Source organism: Shewanella sp. Iso12 (assembly GCF_012030025.1).
Lineage (GTDB): Bacteria > Pseudomonadota > Gammaproteobacteria > Enterobacterales > Shewanellaceae > Shewanella > Shewanella algae.
Genome location: NZ_JAAUHW010000001.1, coordinates 153,331 through 178,424 on the forward strand (window position 1 = coordinate 153,331; position 25,094 = coordinate 178,424).

The window sequence follows — 25,094 nt, forward strand, 5'->3', positions numbered from 1 at the left end:
GGGGCAGTTGCCTGCCCCGCTCTTCTATCAGTAGTTGGCAATAAAGTCGTGTGACGCCTGAATGTCAGGAGTGAAAGGACGATCTTTGCTTACGAAAGGCACTTTCTGACGATAAGCTTCATACATGGCACCTGTGGCTTTACCCTGCTTCAGGCTCTTGTCGTGCATCTTGCGCAGATCGATAGCTTGAGTAGAGTGCAACAGCTCCAGACCATAGATGGTGTTGGTGTTGTCAACAATCTGGATCAGGTTGTCAGAAGCCAGTTTCAGGTTGGTGAAAGTGTCTTCGATGTTACCAGCAATTTGGATACCATCGAATGAAACCGGGCTAGCCAGTTGCTTGTTACGCACCTGCATGTCAACGAAGGCTTTCTGGATAGCACCGAAAGCATGACCATTGTTTTCCGGACCGGCCAGGAAGCGGCTCAGACGGGTAAAGTGGGCATCAGACAGGTGGATAGTGCGCATTACACTGTTATGAGACACGTGAGTCAGGGCAGTGCTCAGGTTCTGTACCGCCAAGGCAACAGGCAGAGGCTCGAAGTTGGTGGTTGGGAACACACCACCCTTGCCTTCAACCATGTATTTGGCTACCTGAGGGAACTGGCTGTAGTCCTTGGATGCGCCCAGTACTACGGCTGGGTTATCGTCTGAGTGGTTGATCTGGATATCGATCACTTCGCCCAGATCCACCAGGGCTTTCTTGGCACTGGCCAGAGTGTAGGCTGTGGTGCGGTAGCTCAGAGGATCCTGCAGCGGACGCTCATCATTCAGTTGCCACAGATAGCTACCATCCAGCTGCGCCAGAATATCCTTGGTGGTTGCCTGAATATAAGGGAAAGGACGGATATCATTGGTTTGTGGCAGGAAAGGCGCCACGTTACCATTCAAACCTTCAAGACTCAGACCGAATACGGTTGGAGACACTTCCAGCAGGTGCTTGGCATCCTGATAGCCCTTCATCGCATAGGCTACAGCCACTGCGTTATTGGACAAGATGGACAGAGCATCTTTACCCATAGGCTCCAGCAAAGGAACTCCGGCATCGGCCATGGCTTCACGGCTACTGACACGCTTGCCCTTGTAGAACACTTCCCACTCACCAATCATCGCCAGACCGACGTGAGAGGCCAACAGGATGTCGGCTTCACCCACAGTACCCTGTGAAGGGATAACTGGAGTGATGCCCTTGTTCAGGTAAGCTTCGTAAAGGTCGGCAACTACAGGCTGAACCCCGGTTTGACCGGCCAGAATGGTGTTCAGACGCACGGCCAGAGCCACACGGGTCAGACGCACTGGCATAGGCTCGCCGACACCGGCACTGTGAGCGCGCAGCGTGCTGTAGTTGAAGCTACGGGAAGCATCCATAACGGCGGCACTCAGCTCACCATTGGCATCAAACAGCTTATGGTCTTTGTTCAGGCCCACACCTACAGTCAGACCATAGACAGGCTTACCCAGACGCGCAGCTTCCATCAGCAACTCGTGAGACTTAACCAGTTTGGTGCGTGCCTGAGAGGCTACTTTGACTTTGGCGCCATCGGCAATGGCCCAGGCTTGTGCCTGAGTCATGTGCTTGCCATCCAGAACCACTTGTTCCATTGCCAGAGCACTGCCTGACATCAGGCCCAGCGTCAGCGACGCCAGCATTAGAGATTTGTTCATCATCTTACTCCTTGTTATTGAATTTGTTACGCTTGCTTCAGTGCTACCGGCTTGGCAGCAGCACAGTTACGGCCGGCATTACGGCCGGTGACAATACCTTCAGCCACAGCACAGGCACCGAGGCGGCTGGCACCGTGAATACCGCCGGTGGATTCGCCGGCCGCATACAAGCCTGCAATCGGCTGGTTACTGACCAGATGCAGGACTTCAGAATTGGTATTAACCTTGACACCACCCATGCAGTAGTGAACTTTCGGCCACATACGCACCGCGTACCATGGGCCCTTATCCAACACTATGGCTTCCTGCATTGGACGACCAAACTCTTTGTCTTCACCGCTTTTGACCGCTTCGTTCCAACGGGCCACCTGCGCCTTGAGCTTGTCGGCCGGCATACCATAGGCCTTGGCCAGTTCATCCAGGGTGTCGGCCTTGGTGATCACCTTGTACTTGATACCCCAATCCAGTGTCTGGGCATTCTTGGCACCTTCGGCATTGGTAAAGCCAATGGGATACACAGGGTTGTTGTGCTCATCTCTGCGGGTCATGATGGCATCGGCACGCGCCTTACGGTCGGCCAGCTCATTGAAGAAACGCTCACCGGTGCGTACATCCACCACTATGCCGTGAGGATAAGTGGCAATGGTGTTGAACTGGGATGCAGTACCAAAACCTTTCTCATCGGGTGATGCCCATGGGCCCAGCTGAATTTGATCCAGATGGATAGGGTTGGCCCCCAGAAGCATCATCTGCTTCAGTGCTTCAGAGGTCGCACCCGGATGGTTGGTTGAGTCCAGATCATTGTTCAGCTCAGGCAGCTGCATCATGCGATATTCGATATCCCGGCCAAAGCCGCCGGTCGCCATGATCACCCCTTTGCGGGCACCTATGGTGCGTATCTTACCTGTCCGCTCCCGTGGGAAATAATAACCTTCACGAACCTCGACCCCGATCACGCGGCCTTCAGCATCACGGATAAAAGATTCGAGCTTGGTTTGATTTTTCATGATCACGCCTTTGGCGCGGGCAGCCTTGACCAGCGGACGTATGATACCGGCGCCGGAGCTTTCTACTGTCTGCAGTACCCGCTGCACACTGTGACCACCGAAATGCTGTACGAAAGGCTTCCACTTGACGCCGTAGTCAATCAGCCACTGGCAGGATTCTGCCGTGCCGTTACATACCAGCTTGAGCATCTCAACATCATTCATGCCACGACCTGCTCGCAACATGTCGGCCACCATGGCATCCACTGAATCTTCAATACCGGCCTGCTTTTGCAACGGAGAACCGGCAACCGCCATGGCACCACCATTAATGGTTGAGTTGCCACCAAAAACCGGCATCTTGTCGATAACCATTACGCTGACACCGGCTTCACGGGCCTGCAGGGCTGCTGCCATACCGGCAAAGCCACTGCCGACTACCAATACGTCTACCAGTTCATCAAAGGATTCCGGCGCCTGTTCGCGGCACTGGGCCATGGCACCACTGCTGACAGCCATCCCCACCCCGGTCACTGCCAGAGCGGCGCCGCCCTTGAGCAACTGACGACGACCACTGTCTATTTTCTGTTTTTCTGTCATGTACTTATTTTCCTTTCATGCAGGGAAAGAACTCAGTCAACCAGTTGCACTGGCCATGCCAACTAACCCAAAAGAGGTGCTCAGGGGGAGATTTATGATTACGGCCACAGAATCACGAAATATAAAGATCTACAATCACGAAACTTCGCGGTTTATTTGAAATATCAATGGAAAAACACTTTTATTACGAGTGTACCAGGCGGCTCTGTAGTAGCCTGCAGTTGGAAACCTCGCTTAAACACTACTTCGACTATGTACGTGACTCAGTGCCACTCGATGGCCTATTCATTAATATTTATCGAAAAGAATTCAATGATATACAATTTATCGCCCAGGCCAGCGAAACGCAGGTAAGCACGCTTGATGTCCAGGTTTCCCTCCCAGAGGGACTGGCCAAAACGCTGGAAGATCCCGATAGGCCGAGGGTGAGGATTGTTAACGACATTGATCATGATCCCGTGACATCCCAGGTTGCCCCCAAGGTGATCCCCGGGATCCGCTCTCTGATCATTTTACGTATGTCGATGGAAGATACCCATTTGGGCATAGTAGGTTTTTACTCCAAGAGTGCCGGTACCTTCCGCCCCCGACACGCAGATATGTTGGCGCCGCAGATGAGCACCTTTGCCCTGATCACTGCCCTCAACCTCAGAGGTCGTAATCTGCTGCTGGAAAATCAGGCGCTGGCCAAACAAAACGTTAGCCTCAAACGCACGCTGGATCTGCAAAACGGTGTGGTCGGTGCCAACTCGGGGCTGAAACAGGTGATGCAACAAGTGCAATCCATCGCCCATCTCAACACCACAGTACTGATGCTGGGGGAAACCGGTTGCGGAAAAGAGGTGATTGCCAACGCCATTCATGAACTCTCGGCCAGGGCCGGCAAACCCTTTGTCAAAGTCAACTGCGGCGCCATTCCCGAGACCCTTATCGACTCAGAGCTGTTCGGCTATGAGAAAGGCGCCTTTACCGGCGCCGAATCGCGCAAGGCCGGTTATTTTGAACAGGCCAACGGCGGCACCATCTTCCTCGATGAGATTGGTGAACTGCCACTCTCGGCTCAAGTGAGACTGCTGCGGGTACTGCAAAACAGCACCATTACCCGAGTCGGTGGCCATGAACAGGTACACCTGAACATCAGAGTGATAGCGGCAACCCACAGGCACCTGCAAGCCATGGTGCATCAGGGGGATTTTCGTGAGGATCTCTGGTATCGGCTGGCGGTATTCCCGATAGACATCCCCTCTTTACGCCAGCGGCGCACAGATATCCCTCTGTTGGTGCAGCATTTTATTGAACAGCTGAGCGCCCGATTCCAGTTGATCAAACTGCCCTGTATCCGCCCTGAGCAGTTGGCCATTCTCAGTCAGTACAATTGGCCCGGCAATGTCAGGGAGCTGATCAATGTGCTGGAGCGGGCCATCATTCAAAACCCGGCCGGACCACTGGACTTCAGTTTCCTGGCGCCGCAAACCGAAGCCGTGGCCACCGCCAGCGGCCAGACCATAGTGGTCGACCCCAGCCATGCGGGCAATCAACTGGTACCGCTGGAAACCATGACCCGTAAATACATAGAGCACGCCCTTAAAGTGACCGGCGGCAAGCTCTACGGCCCCGGCGGCGCTGCCGAGCTGTTGGATATTAACCCCAATACTTTGCGCAGCAAGATGAAAAAACTGGGGATCGTTTAGAAACAGGACATAGCAAACGACTCTGGGCAGGAGCAAGCTCATTCCGGCGGGGAAAAATAACATAAAAGGCCGAAAGTCATCACTTTCGGCCTTTTTATTGCACCTTGCTGCCGGGTCTGGCTGTTGCATCTTTTCGCATCGACGGACTTGAAAGCGCATATACCAGTGGCGTTAAAAAGCGTAGCGCAGCGAGAAGCTGTACTCAAGGCCATCGTTGGGTGCAGTGCCCCAACTCTTGTAGTGCGTCAGCTGCAGCTTGAGACTCAAGTCTTGCGCCAATGGGCCGGAAACAGCGGCAAACAATTGATGACCATAATCGTCGTCATAACCAAAGACAGCCGCATGCTCGTGGTCACGCCCAAAAGCCGCAGTATAATCCAGGTTCAGTTTCCAGCCCTTGGGGAGCACTGGCAAATCGTAGTAACTGTTGCCATTGAGCACCACGCCGGATAATCCTGAGTAATCTTTATCGGTCAGATTGGATTGACTCACAGTATAATGCCCCGCCAACCCCAGGTTGAAACGCAGCGCGCCGCAGTCAAAATGCTGCTTCAAGCCGAGATAAAAATTGTCCTCGGTCAGGTGCTTATGGGTGCCGAGAAAGTTTTGCAGCCACAGGGCGGTACGCTCTTCGTTGAGCCGATAATGCCAAACCGTCAATGACTTGAAGGCGACCCGTTTATCCGCCACCCATTTACCGGGGTTTTCCACCTTGAGCATCTGATAAAAAGTGTTGCGCTCGTCACGACTGAAATGACTGAGCGCCGCAAAGCTTTGGTTGAAAGCCCCGGGATTATCGTCACGGGTGGCACTCGTAAACCCCAGATAACCGGCCTCTATTTGAGTCGATGCGCCGGCATCAGTCGTACCAAAACCGCCAAGCAAAGTAACGGCCAATCCGATTATTTTACTATTGAGTTTCATCTTTTCCTTGTTCAATCAGAGTCTCCTTCACACCCTGGACTCATGTCCTTGATGGCATTTAGTTTCCCTTGTCCAATGCAATGGATAAGCTATTGAATAAATTAAAAAAAGGCCACCATAAGGTGGCCTGTGCAGGGAAATACAGGGAGCCCCTTAGAAGAAGTAACGGATACCTACCGCATAGTTGTTGTCCTGCAGATCTTCCCAGGACTTGTCATCCATGCTGCTGAAGTCAATCTTGGCTTCGGCATACATCACAGTGTCACGGCTGTAACGGTAGTGCAGACCCAGAACCGCAAACTGGCGGGTCCAATCGCCTTGGATGGCGGTGTTGGCATCTGTGTCCAGATCCTGATAGCTCAGCAACAGAGAAGGAACAAAGCCGTTGTCATACTGGTAAGCAAGGATGAATTCGCCGCCGGTGGAGTCGTACAGGCTGCCGCCAACCAGTTCGTTCTGCTTGCTCTTGTGAGCGTTGAAGCCCACGTACAGACCATCGGCGTCACGGCCTGGAGCATACTGGTAGAAGCTGCCGTACTGGGCACCGATACCGACGATCTGGTTGGTATCATCAACGGCAACACCGGCCAGGTTGCCTTCAAAGTCGCCACGGTTGAAACCGGCCAGAACCTTGAACTTATCGGTCACATAGTAAGTCACGCTGGCACCATAGCTGGAGTCAAAGCTCAGCTCAGAGCCATCGTTCAGAGCGGCGCCGTTTTCGTCAAACAGGGCGACATCGTCATTTTGCTTGGAAGCATACTGCAGGGCGATATGCAGCTTGCCGAAGAAGGTATTGCGATACTGGAAGGCAGCATCGGCACGACCGGCGCCGGTCAGGCCACCGTCACCAAAGGTGTAGGCACCTACAGACCAACCTGTGAAGGCATTGAGCACGTCGGTAGTGTAAGCCACATCATAGTATGCACCCCACTGCTTACCGAAAGTCAGAGTACCCCACTTATCATGAGCCATACCCACATAACCCAAGCGGTTGAACAAGAAGTCACTGTTCTTCTCGGCACGCATCTGACCGCCGCCCTGGCCTTGGGTGTAGATCAGGCCGTCATCGCTGGTCACCATGTTGATGCCCCACTCTGTGTGGGCAAAGGCACGCCAGCCGTTACGCTCCTGACGGTCAAAACGGAAACCTACGCGAGAGAAGTTATCAATAACAGAGGTTTCATGACCATCATTGAAGGCAGCAAAACCCAACCAACCTATCATGTTCACACTGTTGGTCTGATCGTTATACAGTTCCACAGCCTGAGAAGCGCCACTCGCCAGCATAGCCGGGATCATAAGTGCCAGGATCTTCTTGTTCATATTCATTACCCTTTTATAAGTAAAACGCGTTTAATACGCTGATTTATTAGACATATTTCTATGTGTTACTCGAGGGCTGCAGTTTGCGTGCCAGCTGTTAAAAAGCCAATCCCAACCCCTGGTTTCCTGAGCTGGATCGACAAATCGTGAAATATCGTGGTTGGCGGGCGTTAAATGCCGTGAGAAGAATTAAATATCGTTGTAACAAGCGAGCAGTTTATGCAGCAAAAGAGATGCATGCGTATCGACAAGAGCCGAGTTTACTGCCACACAGGCAAGAATAATGGTTTGATTTTTATACAGTTAAAGCTAACTCGGTTCGAATCATCACGAATGCTTGATGTAACAAGAGTTGATAAAGAAGGGGGGATAAAACAAAGGCAAAACCGCCGGGAATAGAAAATGAAATTGCTTTATTAAGATATTGATTTTATGAAACTTTAAATATATTCAGGCAAGATTTGCAACCCAAGCCAACTCTATTGCATTATGAAACAGTCAACCGCTGACACCTGGAGGGAATATGGAAAGCCTGCAACATCTGCCCGCCGAAATACTGCTGGGCATAGTCAATGAGAAACTGAGACTGCAATGCCCGGACAGAGATGCGCTTTATTACGAGCTTGACCTGTCACCTGCCCAGCTCGAGCATAAGCTCAGTGCGCTGGGATACGAGTACCATGCCCTGTCCAACCAATACCGACGCTTGAAATAACCCCAAGTTCTCAGGACGTTGCGGACTGGTCTTTGGTTTTGCTCTTGGTCGCTGAGCGATAGCTGCGCTTGCCGGTGCCGGTCTTAACGCCAGTGCTCTTCTTGGTGCTTGTGCCCTTGGGGGCACCTGCCTTGCCGGCATAAGCGCCACTGCGACGTTTACGTCCTTTGAAGCCTGTACTTTTCACGCCACTCAAGGCCGTAGGCAGTTGTGCCTTGGCCTGCTCAATAAGCTCGCCCAGTTTAGCCGTCAAGGGTTGCATAAAGGCCTGATATTTAAGCTCACGGTGACAAATCGCATCCAGGCTACTTTCCCACAGCGCCGTCATATCCGGCGTGGTGGCCACTTCAGGCAGGCTTTGAATAAGCCCGCTACCGGCCTCGGTAGCCAAAATACTCTTGCCCTGACGTTTCAAAAAGCCACGTTTAAACAAGAGTTCAATGATCCCGGCGCGGGTCGCTTCTGTGCCCAGACCATCGGTTTCCTTGAGGATTTTGCGGATCTCAGGGTCTTTCACATAGCGGCTTATTCCTGTCATCGCCGCCAGCAGTGTGGCATCGGTAAAATGCTTGGGGGGCTGGGTCATCTTTTCCACTAATTCACCCTTAAGGCAATCCAGTATCTGCCCCTGAGTCAGCTCAGGTAAGCTGGTTTGAATATCTTCCGCTTCATCGTCGGCTTTTTGTTTGCCAAACAATTGCTTCCAACCCTGTTTCAATGGCTGTTTGGCCTTGGCCACGAAGCAACCTCCGACAATGTCGATCACGGCGCGGGTTTCAAGGTACTCATAATTAGGGTAAAACTGCGCCAAATACTGACGGGCAATCTGCAAATACACCTGACGCTCACGCTGTGATAAAACCCCGAGGTTAGCCGTCTTTTCCGTAGGCACTATCGCGTGATGGGCGTCCACCTTGGCATCATTCCAGGCCTTGGACTTAAGGGCGGGATTGGGTGCTTCACAGCCTTGCAGCAGCTCTGCCGCCCCTTGGGTAATGGCATTCAAGACTGCCGGGGCCAGCTGTAACTGCGCCTTGGGCAGGTGACGGCTATCGGAGCGCGGATAGGTTATCAATTTATGCCGTTCGTACAGAGACTGCGCCGTATCCAGCACCTCTTTGGCGCTCATACCGAAGCGTTTGGCGCAATCAATCTGCAGCGCAGACAGACTATAGAGCAAAGGCGGTGCCTGGTGTCTTTGCTTACGCTCCAGCTCATCTACCCGGCCGGGTTGGCCGGTGATCCTGCCGACCACATTCATCGCCAAACCGCGGGAGAGCACCCGCCCCTCCTCATCCATCCAAGGTTGACAGGCCTCACTGGGCTGCCAGCGGGCGCTGAAACAGCTCCCCTCTTGGGTGCTAAGATGGGCAAGTACTTCATAAAAAGGTTTGGGCACAAAGGCCGCGATTTCCTGATCGCGCCGGACAACCAAACCAAGCACAGGGGTTTGCACCCGACCGACCGACAGCACCCCCTGATAGCCCACCTTGCGCCCCTGCAGGGTATAGGCACGGGTCATATTCATGCCGTAGAGCCAATCGGCTCGGCTACGCGCCAGTGCCGAAGTCGACAATGGCACAAACTCGCGGTTGCTGCGCATCTGCCCCAGGGCGCGTTTTACCGCCTGCGGGTTGAGATCGCTTATCAACAAGCGTTTAACTGCTGCCAACTTATCGCCCTTGACCCCAAGATGGGCAATCACTTCATCCACCAACAACTGCCCTTCCCGGTCCGGATCGCCGGCATTGACCAACTCACTGGCCTGCTTGACCAATTTACGCAAGACACTGAGTTGGCCGCGACTGCTGGCTTTGGGTTTAATCTGCCAATCGGACGGGACAATCGGCAGATGTTCCAACTGCCAGGACTTGTAGGCGGGATCGTAAGCATCCGGCTCAGCTTGCTCCAGCAGATGACCTATACACCAGGAAACACAATCTCCGTTGCCAAGCTCGATATAGCCCTCATGTTTGCGATGGGGTTTTGGGAGCACCTCGGCGATGGCGCGCCCAAGGCTGGGCTTTTCGGCGATATAGAGGATCATCCACTGCGTCCTTTGGCTGTCACTGAACAGTATTACTGGATAAAATTACAGTAATTCTAGCCAAGTCATCTGTCGGCTGCAAACCCTCTGTGGGTAATGGCATGATTAACTAAGCTTGATTGGGCAAAGTTGATAGAACAAGGCGATTGAACAAGGCAACTAAACAAAGCAACTAAACACAGCGCAGCTATCTATTTTCCTCCTCAAGCTCCGCCAGGAATTCTTCACTTACCCAGTCAGCCGTTTCGGGAAGGACTTCTTCTGACAACCAGGAAAAAATATCCTTGTACACGGCCCTGGCCGGAAAACCTTGCTGTTCGCGCTTTCCTGTCCAGGTTAAATGGACAGAGACCAGCTCTTTTTGTATTTCGCCGTCAATCACTTTAAACCCAGCCACGCTGTCATTGTCTTGCCGCCTGGCGATGGGATAGAAGTCCTCCCCGGTTTCTTTTTGGTATTCCATTCTCAGCCCGGGTCCGCCGGGTTCATCGATAAACCACCAAGGCATGAGTCCTGCAAATTTATGCGCTTTCAACCAGTAATACTCTATGGGTAACTGCATCTGCTTAATTCCTTATTGGCCCGACGCTCTGCCCCGGGGTAAAAGCAATTCACCTGGATTTACCATAGTTAAATCAATGGGTTATTTAAGTAAAATCATCCACTATTCAATTTGAAGTTAGCTCTGGAGTATATCCGGATCATGTTGAAGTACATTGAGCAATTTCCCAAATGGATCTCTAATATAAAAGCGGCGCACACCCCAAGGCTCTGAGATTGGCCCGTATTCAATCTTTATGTTTTGCGCTCTCAGCCGATGAAGCACCAAATCAAGATTGTCCACCTCAATAGAGAGATCTGGCACCGGCGTCCCTGAGCCGCCTTCGGTTGCCAAACTGATTTGAATTTTCATCTCTTCAGCTGAGCCAAGGGTTTTAATCCAGCCATGGTCCATAACCAGCTCAAGACCAAAAATCGATTCATAAAATACTTGGCCTGCGTCCAGGTCGGCAGCGGCCACATTGGCTACGATTCGTTTCACTTTCATCAAGCAAGTCTCCTGAAATCTGCTCAAGCCGGCAACGCCGCCGATACGAAAGAGCGAGTCTGTTTTTTTAGCCTAACCATTCGCATGGCACCTGACCTTGCCGATAGCTTTGCTTTAAATAATCCAGAAACCTTGACTCCAAGCCCATGGTCCGAGCTTTCTCAATCAGCTCCAGGTCATCTGTGATATAACAGCATATCTCGTGGCAATTGGTCGCTTCGGACAATTTTATAAACAACGCTTTGCTATCAAATTTGTTATCCAAGTGAGCATCAACCTCGCCTACTTGCTGATTTAAATGCACCCAAGCATTATCAAATGCCGCTTCATCCCTTTTATCCAGCAAGGCATCCAGCTCATCAGCGCGCTTTGAAAACAGATTTTCCAGTAACTTGTCCATAGTGTTGAATACAACCTTTCTCAGTATTTCCCTTTCTACCTTGCCGTAATCTATGCCCTATCAGCGGCTGAAATCAACCATGAAAGCCCGGCCGAGACTTTCCAGGCCAATAGCAAGCCCCTATTTTTTCGACAGTCAAAACCAAGTGTCCCAACTGCGGTCCATCTTCAAAGTACTATTCGAAGATATCTTCACATACCCATGATTTTATTATGGAAATATTCATACCTCCATAAGCTCACTTTTCCATCACTCAGTGTAAATTCAATTGCGAACCATTCTTGTTTGCAATTAAAATGCAACATCTTTCAGGAGGCCAAATAATATGGAAACGTCCCCGCTGTTGTTGCGCTGTAACCAACTGCTTTGGTGTGAGGGATTGGTCTTGCTGGCAATCATGCTGGTATTGGCCAGTTTTGGGCTGGATGCCCGGCTGTTGATCCTGCTTTTGGCACCAGGCTTGGTGCTGTCTTTAGCCTTGGGATACCAACCCGGCAAGAAGACGCTCAGCCTGGTGTTTGCCTGCTGGGTCCCTGTCTGGTGCCTCATTTAACCCCTTGAGTTGTTTAGGAGAATGTTATGCCCAAATCCATGGTTCGGATGAGCCTTGTCGCCGCTGCTGTCAGCAGTCAATTGCTGCTGATGGGGGCCGCCATGGCCGAAGAAGCCCAGATGGAGCGCATGGTGGTCAGCGCCAACCGTACCCCTACCCAGATAAGCGAGCTCTCCAGCACGGTTTGGTTAATCGATGAAAACAGCATCCGCGAGCAGATAGACAGCGGCAAAGGCGTGAAAGAGATGCTGGCCGCCCTGGTTCCCTCCATGGACGTATCCAGCCAGGGCCGAACCAACTTTGGTCAGAACATGCGCGGCCGCGCCATGGTGGTGCTGATAGACGGCGTATCCATGAACACCTCCAGAGGGATCAGCCGTCAGTTGGACAGCATAGATCCCTTTAACATCGCCCGCATTGAAGTGTTGGCCGGCGCCTCAGCCCTCTATGGCGGTGGTGCTTTGGGCGGCGCTATCAATATAGTGACCAAAAAAGCCGCCGACAGCCAGGATACCTTTGAAGCCGAAGCAGGTTTCAAATCGGGTTTTAACGGCAGTGATGACTTGGATTATCGCGCCGCCTTTGCCGTGGCCGGCGGCAGCGATACCCTCAAGGGACGTTTCAGTGCCGCCTGGCAGGAAAATGGCCAATGGTTCGACGGCAGCGGCAATCAGGTAATGCCGGATATCACCCAAACCGGCATGCAGTACACCCAAGGTTATGATCTGATGGCCAACCTGGACTGGAGCCTACCAAACAATGCCACCCTCAGTGCCATGGTGCAGTTTTACAACAATGAGTCCGATGGCGACCACGGCCTTTATATGGGGGAAAACTTCAGCGGCGTCACCTCAGATGCTTCCCTGCTCGAAAGCCGCAAGGGGTTGAATGCCGATCGCAGCCCCAAAACCGATCGTACCTTATTGAACCTCAGCTATACCCAGGCTGACTTTCTCGGCCAAACCTTGTACCTGCAAGGCTTTTATCGCAAGGAAGATCTCGACTTTCACCCCTTCCCTTACGTCAGTGAAACCCTCGGGGTTTACAACTTCTCGGCCTCGTCACAAAACACCGGCATTTATGGCCTGAAAGCCGTGTTGGAATCCAGACCCAGCGACAGCCTCAAACTCACCTGGGGCATCGACTGGGACAAGGAGAGCTTCGACTCGGATCAGATGAGTTTTGATCTCGACGCCGCCAACCAGAGTGGCGGTTTGACCATGAAGGAGCTGTTTACCACAGGCCGATATGTCGACTTCAGTGTCGAGTCCATCGCAGCCTTCCTGCAGGGCAGCTGGGATATCAACGACTATCTGGTGCTCAACGCAGGTTATCGTTATCAGCAGATGGACAACAACGTCGATGACTTTATCGGCTATAACCAACAGGTGGCGATTGCCCAGGGTAAGGCGCCGGGCGCCGATGCTATCAAGGGCGGCAGCACAGACTACCATGTCGGCCTGGTTAACCTGGGATTGGTGGCTAAACTGAGTCGGGATCAGCAACTGTGGCTTGCCTACTCACAGGGCTTTGAGCTGCCGGATCTGTCCAAATACTATGGTCGCGGCAGCTATCAGGCCAATGCCGATGGTTATCTGCAGCTGACCAACAGCATTAATATCAATGATTCCCGCCTCGATGGCATCAAGACCGACTCCTTTGAGCTGGGCTGGCGCTATCTGGCCGACCGTTGGCAGGCCCAGGCCAGTCTGTATTACGCCATCTCGGATAAGGTGATTGAGGTCAATCGCAGCGATCTGACCATAGAAGTCAAGGACAAGGATAAACGCACCTATGGCCTGGAAGCCCAGCTGAACTTCGATATCAGCAGCGCCTGGCAGGTGGGCAGCAACCTGCATCTGGTTCGCAGTGAAATCAAAAATGGCGCCGACTGGATTGATGAGACAGTCACCTATGCTTCACCTTCCAAGGCCACGGCCTTTATCGCCTGGCGCGGTGACAGCCAACAGTTAAGATTGCAGGCCGAGCACAGCTTCAGCGCCGACTCTGACTATCGCTTCAAGGCAAATGATGGCCAGAGAAGTGAGCTGGACAGCTATACCACTTTGGATCTGCTCGGCTCCATCGAACTGCCGGTCGGCACCCTGAGCTATGGCATAGAAAACCTGCTTGACAAGGACTACAGCACCCTTTGGGGCCAGCGAGCCGCTTACTTCTACAGCCCGACTTACGGCCCGGAGAAGATGTTTGACTATCACGGCCGTGGCCGCACTTTTGCCATCAATTACCACCTGAGCTGGTAAATAACCTCAAAAAGCGTCGCCCCTGCGGCGCTTTTTCTCTTTTGCGCTTGTCAGCTCATCTCGGATCCCGTAGTTTGTGGCGGCCATTTTATTTACAGGGAAGTGTCATGCTACTTTTAATCGCGGCGATTATGATTGTCCTGCTGCGTCGTTTGCTCAAGGCCGATGAGCCCTTTCTGGGCTATGAATGGCTCGCGATTGTCACCTTGGCTATTTATCTGCTCTGTTACTTCTACCTGCCGCCATTTGCACCGGCAAGCAACCAGAGAATGGGGTTACTGTACGAGATGATCCCAAGCTTCAGCCTGGGCGCTATCCTCTTTCCCGAACTGGGTTCACGCTACCCTGAAAAAGTGGTTTGTATTTTGGGCGGTCTTGGACTGCTGACCTCTGCTGTGATATTGGCAATATTCAAACTGAGCGTTTGGTAGGTCGGCCCGGGGATTAAACCGGAACCTCTGGTTTAATGGCAGGGAAACAGAAAGTAGCGGAGAAAATGTGAGCGACGGCTTAGGGCGTTTGCAGTGCCTCGCTCACCTTGGCCAAAATGAAACCGGCTCTCTTCGCAACCGACCATTTGGGCACTTCAATTAACTCATAACCGAAAGCCTCATAGGCTTTTTGCATCTCATGATAAGTCGCCACCGCTTCACTGAAGTCCTGCTTACGTTCCATATCATTGGCATAAATGGCTTGCCAGGGCGGAAAGATGAATACCCTGGGGTGATAAACAAGCTCACGGCAATGACTCAGCAAACTCTCGGGAATAGTTAATTTCTCAAGCAGGCTATAACCGTAGGAATCCAGCATACTGCGGTCAAAGAAAATAATGCCGTCATCGCCGCTGAAAGCTTGATAACGCGCCAGCTCTTCATCAACCATGGCATCACGAAAAGCGCTCTTGTCATCCCAGGGCAGCGCCCTTCCAGCTTGCGCCAGCTGAGCCTTTATCACCTTACGGCCGACTTCCGGCACACTCGGATAACCCAAGCTTTGCAAAAAGTCGATGACAGAGGTCTTGCCTGAACCCGGCCCACCGGTAAATACAATGCGATTATGCAATCAAACCTCTCTTTGCTTATCAACGGCAAACTGACTTTAAGCTGATTGAGATTTTGTGCCGCTCAAGCCAATCCCGCTTCAGATGGCACGAATAGCAAACAACCGCCAAGAGGCGGCTGTCTGATGGGGGAACAACTCAAGATTCGATACAGGCGCGAATTCTATCGGCTATGGTGTGCAGCTCATCCATATCCCCCTGATGGGCCGCGTGCTCCATCAGGCCTTTGAGCGGGCCGGGCAACACATGGAAATGTACATGGGGCACACTCTGACCGGCGGCGCTGCCATTGTGTTGGAATACAGTGGAGCCCGGGATCCCCATGGCCTTTTCCACTGCCTTGCCCATCAGTTTGACGGTACGCATGCAGGCCGCCGCCGCTTCATCAGACAACTGATACAGGGTCACGGCCGGCTCTTTGGGCAACACCAATAAGTGGCCCTTGGTTTGCGGCATGATATCCATGAAAGACAGAGTATGCTCGTCTTCATAGAGTTTGATACAGGGCAACTCGCCGCGAAGAATGCGGGCGAAAATATTGTTGTTGTCGTAATTCAGATCCATCTTGTCACTCCATACTGACGAACCGATTGGCTTGGAAGCTATTGGTGTACCACAAAAAAGGGCCGGTTGCACCGACCCTTTGGTATTGAAGCTACCGCAATTAACCGAAGTAACTGTCGTCGAAGGCCATGATGGATTCACTGGCCGCGGCGATTTGACGCCGATAGCCACTGGCGCTGCTGACATAGTAGTCCATAAAGAAACCCGCCGAGGCCAGTTTGCCGGCATAGAAACCGTCGGCATCATCTGCCAGCCCATCGAGCGCCAGCTCGGCCATCCGCGCCCAGATCCACGCCAGCGCAGCTGTGCCAAACAGCTGCATATAAGGCATGGAGGCCGCGCCCAGGTTGTCGGGATTATTCATCCCCAACTCCATCAGGCTCTGGGTACCGCGCTGCAGATCCGTTGCCGCCTGGCCCAAACCTTCGAGCACTTTGGCAAGCCGGGGATCTTGAGCGGCCTTGGGTTTGGCGCCTTCGATAAAGGCCTCCACCTCTGCGGCCCAGAGTTTCAGCGCCGCGCCCTTGTCACCCATCAGCTTACGCCCCACCAGATCCAGGGCTTGCACGCCATTGGTGCCTTCATAAATCATCGCGATACGGGCATCACGGACAAACTGCTCCATCCCCCACTCATGGATATAACCATGGCCGCCAAACACCTGCTGAGCATCGACACAGGCGCTGAAGCCTCTATCTGTGATAAAGCCTTTGACCACAGGGGTAAACAACGCCGCCAACGCTTTGGCTCTGGCCTTTTGCTCGGCATCCTGATGGCGCTCGGCTTCATCGAGCCACAGCGCCTGCTGGCCGATAAGGGCGCGGGCGCCCTCATTGAAGACCTTTTGCGACAACAGCATCCGCCGCACATCACCGTGCACCAGAATAGGATCGGCATTTTGCTCCGGCGCCTTGGTGCCGGACAGTGCCCTTCCCTGAACCCGCTCTCTGGCGTAGGTCAGCGCGTTCTGGTAAGCGATTTCAGAGACGCCCAGCCCCTGAACCCCAACGCCCATGCGCGCCTGATTCATCATGGTGAACATGGCTCTGAGTCCTTGATGGGGTTCGCCCACCAACTCGCCTTTGGCGCCGTCGAACAGCATCACACAAGTGGAATTGCCGTGAATGCCCATCTTATGCTCGAGGCCGCTGGCCTTAACATTGTTGGCCTCGCCCAGGCTGCCATCTTCCTTGACCCAATACTTGGGCACGGCGAACAAACTGATCCCCTTCACCCCGGCCGGGGCATCGGGCAACCTGGCCAAGACCAGGTGCACTATGTTTTCGGCCAGATCGTGATCGCCACTGGAGATAAAGATTTTCTCACCGCTGACAAGATAGCAGCCGTCAGTGCTGGGCTCGGCCTTGGTGCGCAGCAGCGCCAGATCGGTACCGGCATGGGATTCGGTCAGATTCATGGTGCCGGTCCACTCGCCGCTCACCAGTTTGGGCAGATATTTGGCCTTCAGCGCCTCGGAGCCATGGGCAAAGATGGCGCTGTATGCACCGTGGGTCAGCCCGGGATACATGGCAAAGGCCATGTTGGAGGAGGTCTGCATTTCGGTGGCAAAGATACCCACCACTTCCGGCAGGCCCTGGCCGCCGAACTCGGGATCACAGGTCAGCGTTGGCCAGCCGTTATCCACATACTGGCGGTAGGCATCGATAAAGCCCTCGGCGGTTTTCACCCCGTCTGCTTCCAGACGACAGCCCTGCAGATCGCCGACACTGTTGAGCGGCAGCATCACCCCAGTGCTGAAATCGGCCATGCCTTCGAGAATGGCATTGACCAACTCAGGGTCGATTTCATCGAACCCCTGCAGCTTTGGCTGCTGATAAATATCCAGTAACTGTTCAAGAATAAAGCGGTAATCCCGCATCGGCGGCTGATAACTTGCCATATGCTTATTTCCTTTTCCCTGTGATTGATGTCTCACCTTAGCCAATTCTGAGTAAAAACTCAGCACCTCTGACCAGTTTTATATCACTTTTTTTGAATACAAGAACAGCGCTCTGCGTAAATTCGCTTGAACAGCCCCTTATCTCGGGCTGTAAAACTTTGTAAGCTAGGGGCATTATCCTGTTCGCCCGCTAAAGGAATCCTGCATGGCCAGCGTCAACACCCGCAAACACCCCAATGGTCTGGACTATATCGAAATCGATACCCCACTCTGCTACGGCCGTATTTTTTTACAGGGTGCCCAGATAGACAGCTTTGTGCCCAAGGGCAAGGCGCCGCTGCTGTGGGTTTCTCCTGCCGATGACTATCTGCCGGGCAGTGGTATTCGCGGCGGTATTCCCGTCTGCTGGCCCTGGTTTGGCATGCATGCCAATGAGGGCTGGCCCCAGCATGGCTTTGCCCGCACCCGGCTGTGGCAACTTGAGCGAACTCATATCAGTAATGAACGGGTAGAGCTGAGCTTTGTCCTTAAACTCAGCGACGAGGACAAAGGTTACTGGCCCCACGATACCGAGGTGCGGCTGGACTTTGTCCTCAGCGACAGCCTCAGGGTCAGCCTGATTAACCGCAACCTGGGTGAGCAGAGCGTGACGCTGACCCAGGCACTGCACTCTTATTTCCCCATCGGCGATATCCACCAGCTGCGCGCCACAGGCTTTGCCGGCAGCCAATATATCGAGTTTGCTGAAGGCCCATATGCACAAGTCGAGGACGAAGTGCGCTTTGAGCGCGAGACCGACCGGGTTTACACCGGCTTGTCCGAGCTGCAAAAGCTGCATACCCCCAACGGCACGATTCTTGTCAGCCGTGAGCAGAGCCACTCGGCAGTACTTTGGAATCCCTGGATAGACAAGTCCAAGCGGCTGGCCCGTTTCCAAGAGCAGGATTACCTGTCCATGGTCTGCCTGGAAGCCGCCAATGTGCTGGAAGATAAACTGGTGCTAGGCCCCAAACAGAGCCACACTCTGACCACAGAAATCCGCTGGCAGGAGTGAGCGGCCAAGGCCGGGAAACACCAATGAAGTATCGACTCCCAAGCAAGAAACGCCTGACGGTATGGGCTGTTGGCCTGTTGCTTCTGCTGGTGCTGCTTCCGGGTGCCCTGCTGGTAGGGCTGGTTTGGTCCCTGTATGAAAGGCCGCAGTGGCTGCTGCCGCATATTAATCAATATCTGGCTGCGCAAGATATTCGTATCGACGAGTTGCGCCTGGCGCCTGAAGGCTGGGACAGACTGAGCTTCGATTATCTCAAGCTTGATTACCAGGGCAGCGAGCTTGAGTTTCATCAACTCAGGCTTCAGCTCAAATCGCCTGTCAGCGCAAAACGGATTTGGCAATTGCTGGCAGGCGAAGCATCGACGCCGCCCCCTGGCTCCACCGACTGGTTGATGGCGCAACTTCAAAAAGTCAGCTATCAAGACGCCGGTTTTAGTTTGACGCCTGAGCTACTCTTGCCCGGCGGTGATGATGGCGGTCAGAGCCTGGCGCTGGACTTGAACTCTGTGCCCGAAATAGCCCTGGGGCCGACCCGAATAAGCCTGCAACCCGAGGCGGGCGTATCCGATACGCCCAATACGTCGCTGACCTTGAATAAGGCAGGTAATACCCCAAGCTTTACTCTGATGCTGCAAAAGTTGCAGCTCAGCCCTTCCGGGCAACTGGTTACTGAGCTGGCCACCCGGTTACAAGGAGTGCAACAAGAGACTCACTCAGGAACTCAAACAAGACAAGAGACGCCCCTGCTGGCATTAACCGCCGACTTGAAAGCCAAACTCGCCAACGGTGCCCCCGCCTGGCGATTGACCAGTCAACTGCATCTCAAAGCGCTGCAACAGGCGCTGGCAAGTGTTGAGCAGGACCCGGCCGCAGCGCCCCTCATCAGCGCCTTTAAGCTTGATGAAATAGTGAATGCCGAGCTAATGCCGAGCCTTGGCGGAGATCTCTTCTCGCAACTGACTCTGGATTTAACCCAAGGCAACATAGACTCGCGCCATTGCTGGTCAACGCCGACTATTGCCATGCCAGGACTCGAGCAAGTGGCGCTTAAGATAACGCCGCTACCTCTGGAAGCTAAGGCACACAATTCATTGACCGATAGCCCTCTGTGCCCAAGTTCCAACGCTGCTGCCAGTTTCAATGCCAATCCCAAGGCAAGTGCAAATGCCAAGGCTGAGGTTAAGGATAGTGATGGCGCAGGGTTGCGCTTTCGCTTCTCGGGCTCCACCAGCGAGCAGATTTTTGAGCTGGCGCCACTGAGACTCACGCTTTCAACCACTCCGGCTCAGCGCCAAGCGCTGCTTGCCTTGCTCGCAGCAACACCCGCACAAACATCAGCAACCAAGGCCGCGGAACTCGAATCGCAATTGGCGCAGCTGCAGCAAGTCTTGGCGCAAGAGCCAGCTGAAAAAAAACAAGTAAAACCCCTTATCGCCGCAATTGAGCTGGCGCTTGATCAGGGCCTCGACGCCGAATTCAAACCCACCAAGGTCACTGATACAAAGAACAATGCGGCAACGGGCAATGAGACATCCATGCGAGTGTCGCTGCCGAGTCTGACAGTGCGGCCGTTACTGCCCGCCCTGATGACAGAGAAGCAGCAAGCGTCGTTCGGTACGCCAATTAATCAGCCAAGTGCTGCGAAACTGAGCCCGGCAGCGCTCAGTAGTGGCGAGCGGCCGAGTTTGCTGCTGGCCCTTGAAAACCTGCAATTGCAACTGCCAAAGGCCACAGGAGCACAGCAAGACACTTCTGTTTCTTTGCCGCAAAGCGCCAAACCTCAAGGATTAAATTCACCGGGCTCTGGTTTATCAAGCTCTGGCTTCTCAAGCTCTGGCTCATCAGGCTCAAGCTCACCAAACTCAAAGCCCTTGTCGGCCGAGCAGCGACTCGAACTGGCGCTGCAACAGGCCATTCAAGGGCTGCAACTCAGCCTAAATCAGTTGCCACTGGAACAAGCAAGCACAGACTGGCGCCTTGAAGCCTCCCTGCCGAGCGGTTTTCGCTGGCAGTCGGCTGCTGCTGAATTGCAACTCAATGAGGGCGCATCAATGGCGCTTAGCGGTAAGCTGGCACTGGAGCCGACAAGCGAAGGGCAACAACTGGACTTCAGCCTCGCGGCCAATCCCGGGTTCAGCACAGGCGCCATTCAAGCCGGTATAGAGGATAAAAGTATCCATCTCTCGGGCTTTAAGTTGTCACTGCTGGCCCCCCTCAGTGGCAGCTTCAACCAAGGCAAACTTAAGCTGTCTTTGCCCGCGGTCAGCAGCCAGCTGGGTGAATTGCAGGCTAAAAGCGGGCCGCTGGCACTGTCGATTGCCCAAACCTCGCTCCTGAGCCCCGGGCTCAGTCGAACCCTGGATGCCAACCTAAATCAAAAACGGCACTTGCCACTCTTGAGCCAACTCTTGGATGAGCGTTTTGCCAGTCGTTTGAATCTGGCCTTCGATGGGCTCAACTTAAGCCAAATCCGGCATACCAAGCTCGGACCTCGCACCGAAACCCTGCTCAATCTGGGCTATGGCAGCTTCAGCCAGGCCATTGACTGGCAGGATAACCGTCTTATCAGTGAAGAAAACTGGCAACTGGATAATATCCCGCTTCACAGCCGCCACGACTTTATGCCCATCTGGCCCAAGCGGGCCAAAGATCCGCTTGGCTACCGCTTGAACAGTCGCTGGACCCTGGATACGGATCTCGCTGATATCAAGGCGCTGGCGGCCAAGAACCTGCCCCTGCCTCCTGAGTTGGTACTCAGGGGCGAGACCCATATGATTGCCGACCTCAAGCTCGAAGGGCTTGGACGAGCGCTGCAATTGCAACTGGATTTCAACCCGCTGCTGTCGGATCTCTCTGGCAGTATCAGTCAGTTACCATTTGAAGGCGCCAACCTGTCGGCATTGTGCCGTTTGACACTGGCCAAGGAAGCCAAGGCGCCGGCAGAGGCCGAACTCAACTGTCAGCAGCTCAAGGCTTCGGTACAGGCCTTCAACCCCGGAGTGCTGTTGACCAACCTGGGTTTAGAAGGCCAGCTCAGCCTGACCCCTGAACTCGACAGCAACCAAAGCACTCAAGCCAAGCTGTTGCCCGGGTTTCGGGATGCCGATATTCAGGTGCGCGGCCAAGGCGAGTTACTCAAGGGACAAATGCTGCTGCCCAGCTTCCGCTTGCGGCTCAACGCGCCATCCAATGCCTATTTGGTGTTGCAGGGCCTGAGCCTGGAAGAACTGTTGGCCATCCAGCCTCAGGAAGGCATCTACGCCGACGGTATTTTCGATGGTGTCTTGCCGGTATTTATTACCGACGGCCAGGTGTCGGTCAAAGGCGGCCGCCTGGCGGCCCGTGCCCCAGGTGGACTTATCAAGGTCGGCAATAATCCGGCTGTAGCTCAAATGCGCGCCGGGCAACCCTATCTGGACTTTGCCTTTTCCACCCTAGAACACTTGCAATATTCTACCCTGGCCAGCACTTACGATATGGCACCGGATGGTGAGGCCTGGCTCAAGGTTGAAGTAAAAGGTAAGGCCGAGGGGATTGAACGCCCTATCCACTTGAACTACTCTCATGAGGAGAACATGCTGCAGCTCCTCAGGAGTCTGACCATAGGTGACAAGCTTCAAACCCAAATTGAAGCTTCCATGCAGTGAGGACACAAAAGGACATGAATGTGAAACAGACTAAATTTCTGCTGCCGCTGGCTGCAGCCTTGTTGCTGGCGTCGGGTTGTACCCCAACGGTCAAGATTGAGCCACCGGATAAACCAATCGTTATCAACTTGAATGTGAAAATCGAACATGAAATTCGCATTAAGGTCGATAAAGAGTTGGATCAGCTGCTGACCAATGATGAACTCTTCTAAGGTGCCAGAATTCGCGAAAGGAAAACACAGATGAAAACCAAGTTGATGACCCTGACTGCCGCCCTGTTGATGAGTTTCTGCGTCTTTGCCATAGGTTTGCAGGACGCCAAGAGCCAAGGGTTGGTGGGTGAACAGCAAAACGGCTATTTGGGCGTGGTCAAATCCAGCGCCGAGGTGACGGCACTGGTTAAGGATGTCAATGCCAAACGCCGGGCACATTATGAAAAAATCGCCCGTCAAAACGGGATTTCCGTGGATGATGTTGCCAAACTCGCCGGCGCCAAGGCGATTGCTGCCGCCGACAAAGGCCATATAGTGCAGGATGCTTCCGGCAAGTGGGTTCGTAAATAACCCGTTACCCCCCCCCTTAATAAGGACTGGCTCAATGCTGGTCCTTTTTTATCGCTTTAACCCTTATCAAAATATTCCCCGGCCCTGACATAAGCGCAGCCCGCTTGTGTCGCTTCAAAGGTGCCCCCCACCCCGCAATTCCCGCATGGCATAGCCCCATAACAAGTTTTCATGAGCGTGGCAGCACAGACGGGTCGTAAAATCGCATTTGCTGAATTATTTCTGAACTATGACTACAGCACTATCTTTCGTCGCTTGCCACTATCCACAGGAGTCAAGATGCTACTGGCTATTCTTGCGTTGACTCTCGCCAGTTTCGCCATCGGAACCAGCGAATTTATCATTATGGGTTTAATGCCCGAAGTCGCCGGGTCACTCAATGTCAGCTTGCCTCAGGCCGGCCTGTTGGTGACCTTCTACGCCCTTGGCGTAGTATTCGGTGGCCCTGTACTGGCGATGGCTACTGCCCGGATCCCCCGCAAGCGCACCCTACTCGGGCTTATGTTACTGTTTATTGGCGGTAACCTTTGCTGCGCCTTGGCCGATGGCTATGAAACCTTGATGCTGGCTCGCGTACTGAGCGCTTTATGTCATGGCACGTTTTTTGGTTTGGCTTCCATAGTGGCTGCCGATTTGTCCCGGCCGGAAAAACGGACCCAAGCCATTGCGTTGGTCTTTATGGGCGTTACCCTGGCCAATATCCTGGGAGTGCCCCTGGGTACAGCCATAGGTCAGGCACTGGGTTGGCGCAGCGCCTTTTGGGGAGTTGCCGCAATAGGATTGTTGGCACTCGTTGCGTTGTGGTTTTACCTGCCGGCCAATCTGGTTCAGCAAAAGGTAAGGTTTAAAGATGAACTCAAGGTACTAAAGAACCGCAAAGTCCTCAGCGGCCTGGCCTTATCCGTGGTGGCCAACGCCAGCCTCTTCAGTGTTTTCACTTATATTGCCCCAACCTTGGGACAAGTTAGCGGCGCCTCTCCCAAGGAGATCACTTTGGTACTGTTTGCCTTGGGGTTGGGATTGTCTCTTGGCAGTTTGCTTGGCGGCTTTCTCGGCGACAGAAAACTTCTGCCCTCGCTCACATTCCTGAGTCTGGCGTTGATTGGCATTCTAACCCTGTTGCATTTTTGCCTCGGCAGCTTGCTGTTAACCGTGCCGCTGCTGATGCTGTGGTCAGTTGTCGGCTTTGCGCTTTGCCCCATGCTGCAGATGTTAGTGGTCAAGAGTGCCGCCAAGGCGCCTTTGTTAGCGTCAACCTTTAACCAAAGTGCCTTTAATCTGGGGAATGCCCTCGGTGCCTGGATTGCCGGGACTCTGCTGGCATTGGGCACAGGACTGAAAGAGCTTCCGTTGGCCGGGGCCTTGCTGGCGCTGATGGCTTTGCTCCTCGCCATGAGTCTGGGTTGGCGCCGCGAACCACAGGCAGCCAACACTTGATGTCGATTGCCGCTTTGGTTAACCTCACGGCACAGACTGCAGCCCCAAAGGAAGGACCCTATGGCTGAATCCCCCGCACAGATCATGCTTGAAGACGCAGAAACGCTCCACACCCGCCAGGCGGTATGGAGCGCACTGTCGGACTTGTTTCTTGATACAGATGTCGCCCTGCACTACCCCGGCATCACCCGAGTATGTGCACTTTCACCCTATTCCCTGCCGGAACTGGAGCATATTCTCTACCGCGAAGTTGCCCCTGTGTGCGGCCCCAATCTATTCGATGTCTGTGGCGAATGGGCCGGTTTCGATGAGCAGTGGCTCAAGGAGAGTATTATGTTGCAGTTCACTACTCCTCCCGGTCTTTGGCAAAGATTGAAGCAGCGCTTGGCACAAAGAATGTTCGCCCGTTACCTGACGCCTCATTGGCAACTCTTGTCGCTGCAGATCCAAAGCCGGCGCAATAACCAACGCTAACTAGCCCTTTGAAGTCTTTAGCCGCTGAGCATTGGGCGGCAGCGGCTTCCAACGGCCAAAGTCATATTGATTCCAGTCTGACTGAGATATAGAGCGCCCCCTTTGATCCAAGCCATCGAACGTGCCCGAGCAACTTACCTTAAGCGCACTCAGATGCCAGCCCTAAAAACTGCAGT

At 53.5% G+C, this 25,094-nt stretch carries 22 protein-coding genes; 11 read left to right on the plus strand and 11 right to left on the minus strand.

Features of this window, described 5'->3' with window-relative positions; translation table 11 throughout:
- Positions 1-27 precede the first annotated feature (27 nt).
- On the minus strand, positions 28-1,665 hold the full coding sequence (gene hutH / locus HCX89_RS00730) for a histidine ammonia-lyase (RefSeq protein ID WP_107004680.1): 1,638 nt from the start codon (positions 1,663-1,665) through the stop codon (positions 28-30).
- A 26-nt stretch (positions 1,666-1,691) separates the two neighbouring features.
- The gene (locus tag HCX89_RS00735; protein WP_025010507.1) at positions 1,692-3,251 is read right to left on the minus strand and encodes a flavocytochrome c; all 1,560 of its coding nucleotides are present in this window, start codon (positions 3,249-3,251) and stop codon (positions 1,692-1,694) included.
- 167 nt (positions 3,252-3,418) lie between these two features.
- Between HCX89_RS00735 and HCX89_RS00740 the strand changes: the two genes are divergently transcribed.
- Positions 3,419-4,942, plus strand: coding sequence for a sigma-54-dependent Fis family transcriptional regulator (locus tag HCX89_RS00740; protein ID WP_167714718.1), 1,524 nt, complete (start codon positions 3,419-3,421; stop codon positions 4,940-4,942).
- 171 nt (positions 4,943-5,113) lie between these two features.
- Here the strand turns inward: HCX89_RS00740 and HCX89_RS00745 are convergent, their stop codons facing one another.
- Together HCX89_RS00745 and HCX89_RS00750 are read right to left on the minus strand one after the other, a co-directional pair.
- Positions 5,114-5,881: a hypothetical protein gene (locus tag HCX89_RS00745; protein WP_107352223.1), complete on the minus strand. Its 768-nt coding sequence runs from the start codon at positions 5,879-5,881 to the stop codon at positions 5,114-5,116.
- A gap of 138 nt (positions 5,882-6,019) precedes the next feature.
- Positions 6,020-7,192, minus strand: coding sequence for a porin (locus HCX89_RS00750; RefSeq protein WP_025010504.1), 1,173 nt, complete (start codon positions 7,190-7,192; stop codon positions 6,020-6,022).
- Positions 7,193-7,715: 523 nt separating this feature from the next.
- On the opposite strand from HCX89_RS00750, the gene HCX89_RS00755 reads away from it, so the two are divergent.
- The gene (locus tag HCX89_RS00755; protein WP_025010503.1) at positions 7,716-7,907 is read left to right on the plus strand and encodes a DUF4250 domain-containing protein; all 192 of its coding nucleotides are present in this window, start codon (positions 7,716-7,718) and stop codon (positions 7,905-7,907) included.
- Between the two features lie 10 nt (positions 7,908-7,917).
- On the opposite strand, the gene HCX89_RS00760 is transcribed toward HCX89_RS00755, so the two are convergent.
- The 4 genes from HCX89_RS00760 to HCX89_RS00775 all read right to left on the minus strand — a co-directional run bounded on the left by HCX89_RS00760 (position 7,918) and on the right by HCX89_RS00775 (position 11,402).
- On the minus strand, positions 7,918-9,954 hold the full coding sequence (locus HCX89_RS00760; protein ID WP_167714720.1) for a DNA topoisomerase III: 2,037 nt from the start codon (positions 9,952-9,954) through the stop codon (positions 7,918-7,920).
- A gap of 187 nt (positions 9,955-10,141) precedes the next feature.
- A complete protein-coding gene (locus tag HCX89_RS00765; RefSeq protein ID WP_025010502.1) occupies positions 10,142-10,516 on the minus strand; it encodes a hypothetical protein in 375 nt (124 codons plus the stop codon).
- A gap of 117 nt (positions 10,517-10,633) precedes the next feature.
- Positions 10,634-11,002, minus strand: coding sequence for a VOC family protein (locus tag HCX89_RS00770; protein WP_167715132.1), 369 nt, complete (start codon positions 11,000-11,002; stop codon positions 10,634-10,636).
- A gap of 67 nt (positions 11,003-11,069) precedes the next feature.
- Positions 11,070-11,402 carry a hypothetical protein gene (locus HCX89_RS00775; protein ID WP_107004677.1) on the minus strand — a complete coding sequence of 111 codons (333 nt, stop codon included), beginning with the start codon at positions 11,400-11,402 and terminating at the stop codon, positions 11,070-11,072.
- 325 nt (positions 11,403-11,727) lie between these two features.
- Between HCX89_RS00775 and HCX89_RS00780 the strand changes: the two genes are divergently transcribed.
- From HCX89_RS00780 to HCX89_RS00790, 3 genes are all read left to right on the plus strand, one after another.
- Positions 11,728-11,955 (plus strand): hypothetical protein, encoded by a 228-nt coding sequence (locus HCX89_RS00780; RefSeq protein WP_025889504.1) that lies wholly within the window; start codon positions 11,728-11,730, stop codon positions 11,953-11,955.
- A gap of 26 nt (positions 11,956-11,981) precedes the next feature.
- The gene (locus tag HCX89_RS00785) at positions 11,982-14,219 is read left to right on the plus strand and encodes a TonB-dependent receptor (RefSeq protein WP_167714722.1); all 2,238 of its coding nucleotides are present in this window, start codon (positions 11,982-11,984) and stop codon (positions 14,217-14,219) included.
- Between the two features lie 107 nt (positions 14,220-14,326).
- On the plus strand, positions 14,327-14,650 hold the full coding sequence (locus HCX89_RS00790) for a hypothetical protein (RefSeq protein ID WP_109248384.1): 324 nt from the start codon (positions 14,327-14,329) through the stop codon (positions 14,648-14,650).
- 79 nt (positions 14,651-14,729) lie between these two features.
- Here HCX89_RS00790 and HCX89_RS00795 read toward each other — a convergent pair whose 3' ends face one another.
- The 3 genes from HCX89_RS00795 to HCX89_RS00805 form a co-directional block, all read right to left on the minus strand.
- On the minus strand, positions 14,730-15,281 hold the full coding sequence (locus tag HCX89_RS00795; protein WP_109248385.1) for an AAA family ATPase: 552 nt from the start codon (positions 15,279-15,281) through the stop codon (positions 14,730-14,732).
- A gap of 136 nt (positions 15,282-15,417) precedes the next feature.
- Complete coding sequence (locus HCX89_RS00800; RefSeq protein ID WP_174839989.1) at positions 15,418-15,843, minus strand: HIT family protein; 426 nt, start codon at positions 15,841-15,843, stop codon at positions 15,418-15,420.
- A gap of 100 nt (positions 15,844-15,943) precedes the next feature.
- Positions 15,944-17,743 carry an acyl-CoA dehydrogenase C-terminal domain-containing protein gene (locus tag HCX89_RS00805; RefSeq protein WP_167714723.1) on the minus strand — a complete coding sequence of 600 codons (1,800 nt, stop codon included), beginning with the start codon at positions 17,741-17,743 and terminating at the stop codon, positions 15,944-15,946.
- Positions 17,744-17,948: 205 nt separating this feature from the next.
- Between HCX89_RS00805 and HCX89_RS00810 the strand changes: the two genes are divergently transcribed.
- The 6 genes from HCX89_RS00810 to HCX89_RS00835 all read left to right on the plus strand — a co-directional run bounded on the left by HCX89_RS00810 (position 17,949) and on the right by HCX89_RS00835 (position 24,918).
- Complete coding sequence (locus HCX89_RS00810) at positions 17,949-18,797, plus strand: D-hexose-6-phosphate mutarotase (protein ID WP_167714725.1); 849 nt, start codon at positions 17,949-17,951, stop codon at positions 18,795-18,797.
- Positions 18,798-18,820: 23 nt separating this feature from the next.
- The gene (locus tag HCX89_RS00815) at positions 18,821-22,444 is read left to right on the plus strand and encodes a YdbH domain-containing protein (RefSeq protein ID WP_167714727.1); all 3,624 of its coding nucleotides are present in this window, start codon (positions 18,821-18,823) and stop codon (positions 22,442-22,444) included.
- A gap of 20 nt (positions 22,445-22,464) precedes the next feature.
- Positions 22,465-22,656, plus strand: a complete 192-nt coding sequence (locus tag HCX89_RS00820; RefSeq protein ID WP_232786038.1) for a YnbE family lipoprotein — start codon at positions 22,465-22,467, stop codon at positions 22,654-22,656.
- 30 nt (positions 22,657-22,686) lie between these two features.
- Complete coding sequence (locus tag HCX89_RS00825; protein WP_039033385.1) at positions 22,687-23,007, plus strand: YdbL family protein; 321 nt, start codon at positions 22,687-22,689, stop codon at positions 23,005-23,007.
- Positions 23,008-23,178: 171 nt separating this feature from the next.
- The gene (locus HCX89_RS00830) at positions 23,179-24,444 is read left to right on the plus strand and encodes an MFS transporter (RefSeq protein ID WP_217351518.1); all 1,266 of its coding nucleotides are present in this window, start codon (positions 23,179-23,181) and stop codon (positions 24,442-24,444) included.
- 60 nt (positions 24,445-24,504) lie between these two features.
- Positions 24,505-24,918, plus strand: coding sequence for a hypothetical protein (locus HCX89_RS00835; RefSeq protein ID WP_052657997.1), 414 nt, complete (start codon positions 24,505-24,507; stop codon positions 24,916-24,918).
- Positions 24,919-25,094 lie beyond the last annotated feature (176 nt).

Bases quoted from the DNA above. Each gene is read 5' to 3' on its own strand.
- HCX89_RS00755 (WP_025010503.1), top strand. From the start codon at position 7,716: ATGGAAAGCCTGCAACATCTGCCCGCCGAAATACTGCTGGGCATAGTC.
- HCX89_RS00800 (WP_174839989.1), bottom strand. From the start codon at position 15,843: ATGGATCTGAATTACGACAACAACAATATTTTCGCCCGCATTCTTCGC.
- HCX89_RS00750 (WP_025010504.1), bottom strand. From the start codon at position 7,192: ATGAACAAGAAGATCCTGGCACTTATGATCCCGGCTATGCTGGCGAGT.
- HCX89_RS00785 (WP_167714722.1), top strand. From the start codon at position 11,982: ATGCCCAAATCCATGGTTCGGATGAGCCTTGTCGCCGCTGCTGTCAGC.
- HCX89_RS00740 (WP_167714718.1), top strand. From the start codon at position 3,419: ATGGAAAAACACTTTTATTACGAGTGTACCAGGCGGCTCTGTAGTAGC.
- HCX89_RS00825 (WP_039033385.1), top strand. From the start codon at position 22,687: ATGAAAACCAAGTTGATGACCCTGACTGCCGCCCTGTTGATGAGTTTC.
- HCX89_RS00770 (WP_167715132.1), bottom strand. From the start codon at position 11,002: ATGAAAGTGAAACGAATCGTAGCCAATGTGGCCGCTGCCGACCTGGAC.
- HCX89_RS00735 (WP_025010507.1), bottom strand. From the start codon at position 3,251: ATGACAGAAAAACAGAAAATAGACAGTGGTCGTCGTCAGTTGCTCAAG.
- HCX89_RS00835 (WP_052657997.1), top strand. From the start codon at position 24,505: ATGGCTGAATCCCCCGCACAGATCATGCTTGAAGACGCAGAAACGCTC.
- HCX89_RS00790 (WP_109248384.1), top strand. From the start codon at position 14,327: ATGCTACTTTTAATCGCGGCGATTATGATTGTCCTGCTGCGTCGTTTG.
- HCX89_RS00765 (WP_025010502.1), bottom strand. From the start codon at position 10,516: ATGCAGTTACCCATAGAGTATTACTGGTTGAAAGCGCATAAATTTGCA.
- HCX89_RS00830 (WP_217351518.1), top strand. From the start codon at position 23,179: ATGAGCGTGGCAGCACAGACGGGTCGTAAAATCGCATTTGCTGAATTA.
- HCX89_RS00760 (WP_167714720.1), bottom strand. From the start codon at position 9,954: ATGATCCTCTATATCGCCGAAAAGCCCAGCCTTGGGCGCGCCATCGCC.
- hutH (WP_107004680.1), bottom strand. From the start codon at position 1,665: ATGAACAAATCTCTAATGCTGGCGTCGCTGACGCTGGGCCTGATGTCA.
- HCX89_RS00810 (WP_167714725.1), top strand. From the start codon at position 17,949: ATGGCCAGCGTCAACACCCGCAAACACCCCAATGGTCTGGACTATATC.
- HCX89_RS00780 (WP_025889504.1), top strand. From the start codon at position 11,728: ATGGAAACGTCCCCGCTGTTGTTGCGCTGTAACCAACTGCTTTGGTGT.
- HCX89_RS00805 (WP_167714723.1), bottom strand. From the start codon at position 17,743: ATGGCAAGTTATCAGCCGCCGATGCGGGATTACCGCTTTATTCTTGAA.
- HCX89_RS00775 (WP_107004677.1), bottom strand. From the start codon at position 11,402: ATGGACAAGTTACTGGAAAATCTGTTTTCAAAGCGCGCTGATGAGCTG.
- HCX89_RS00815 (WP_167714727.1), top strand. From the start codon at position 18,821: ATGAAGTATCGACTCCCAAGCAAGAAACGCCTGACGGTATGGGCTGTT.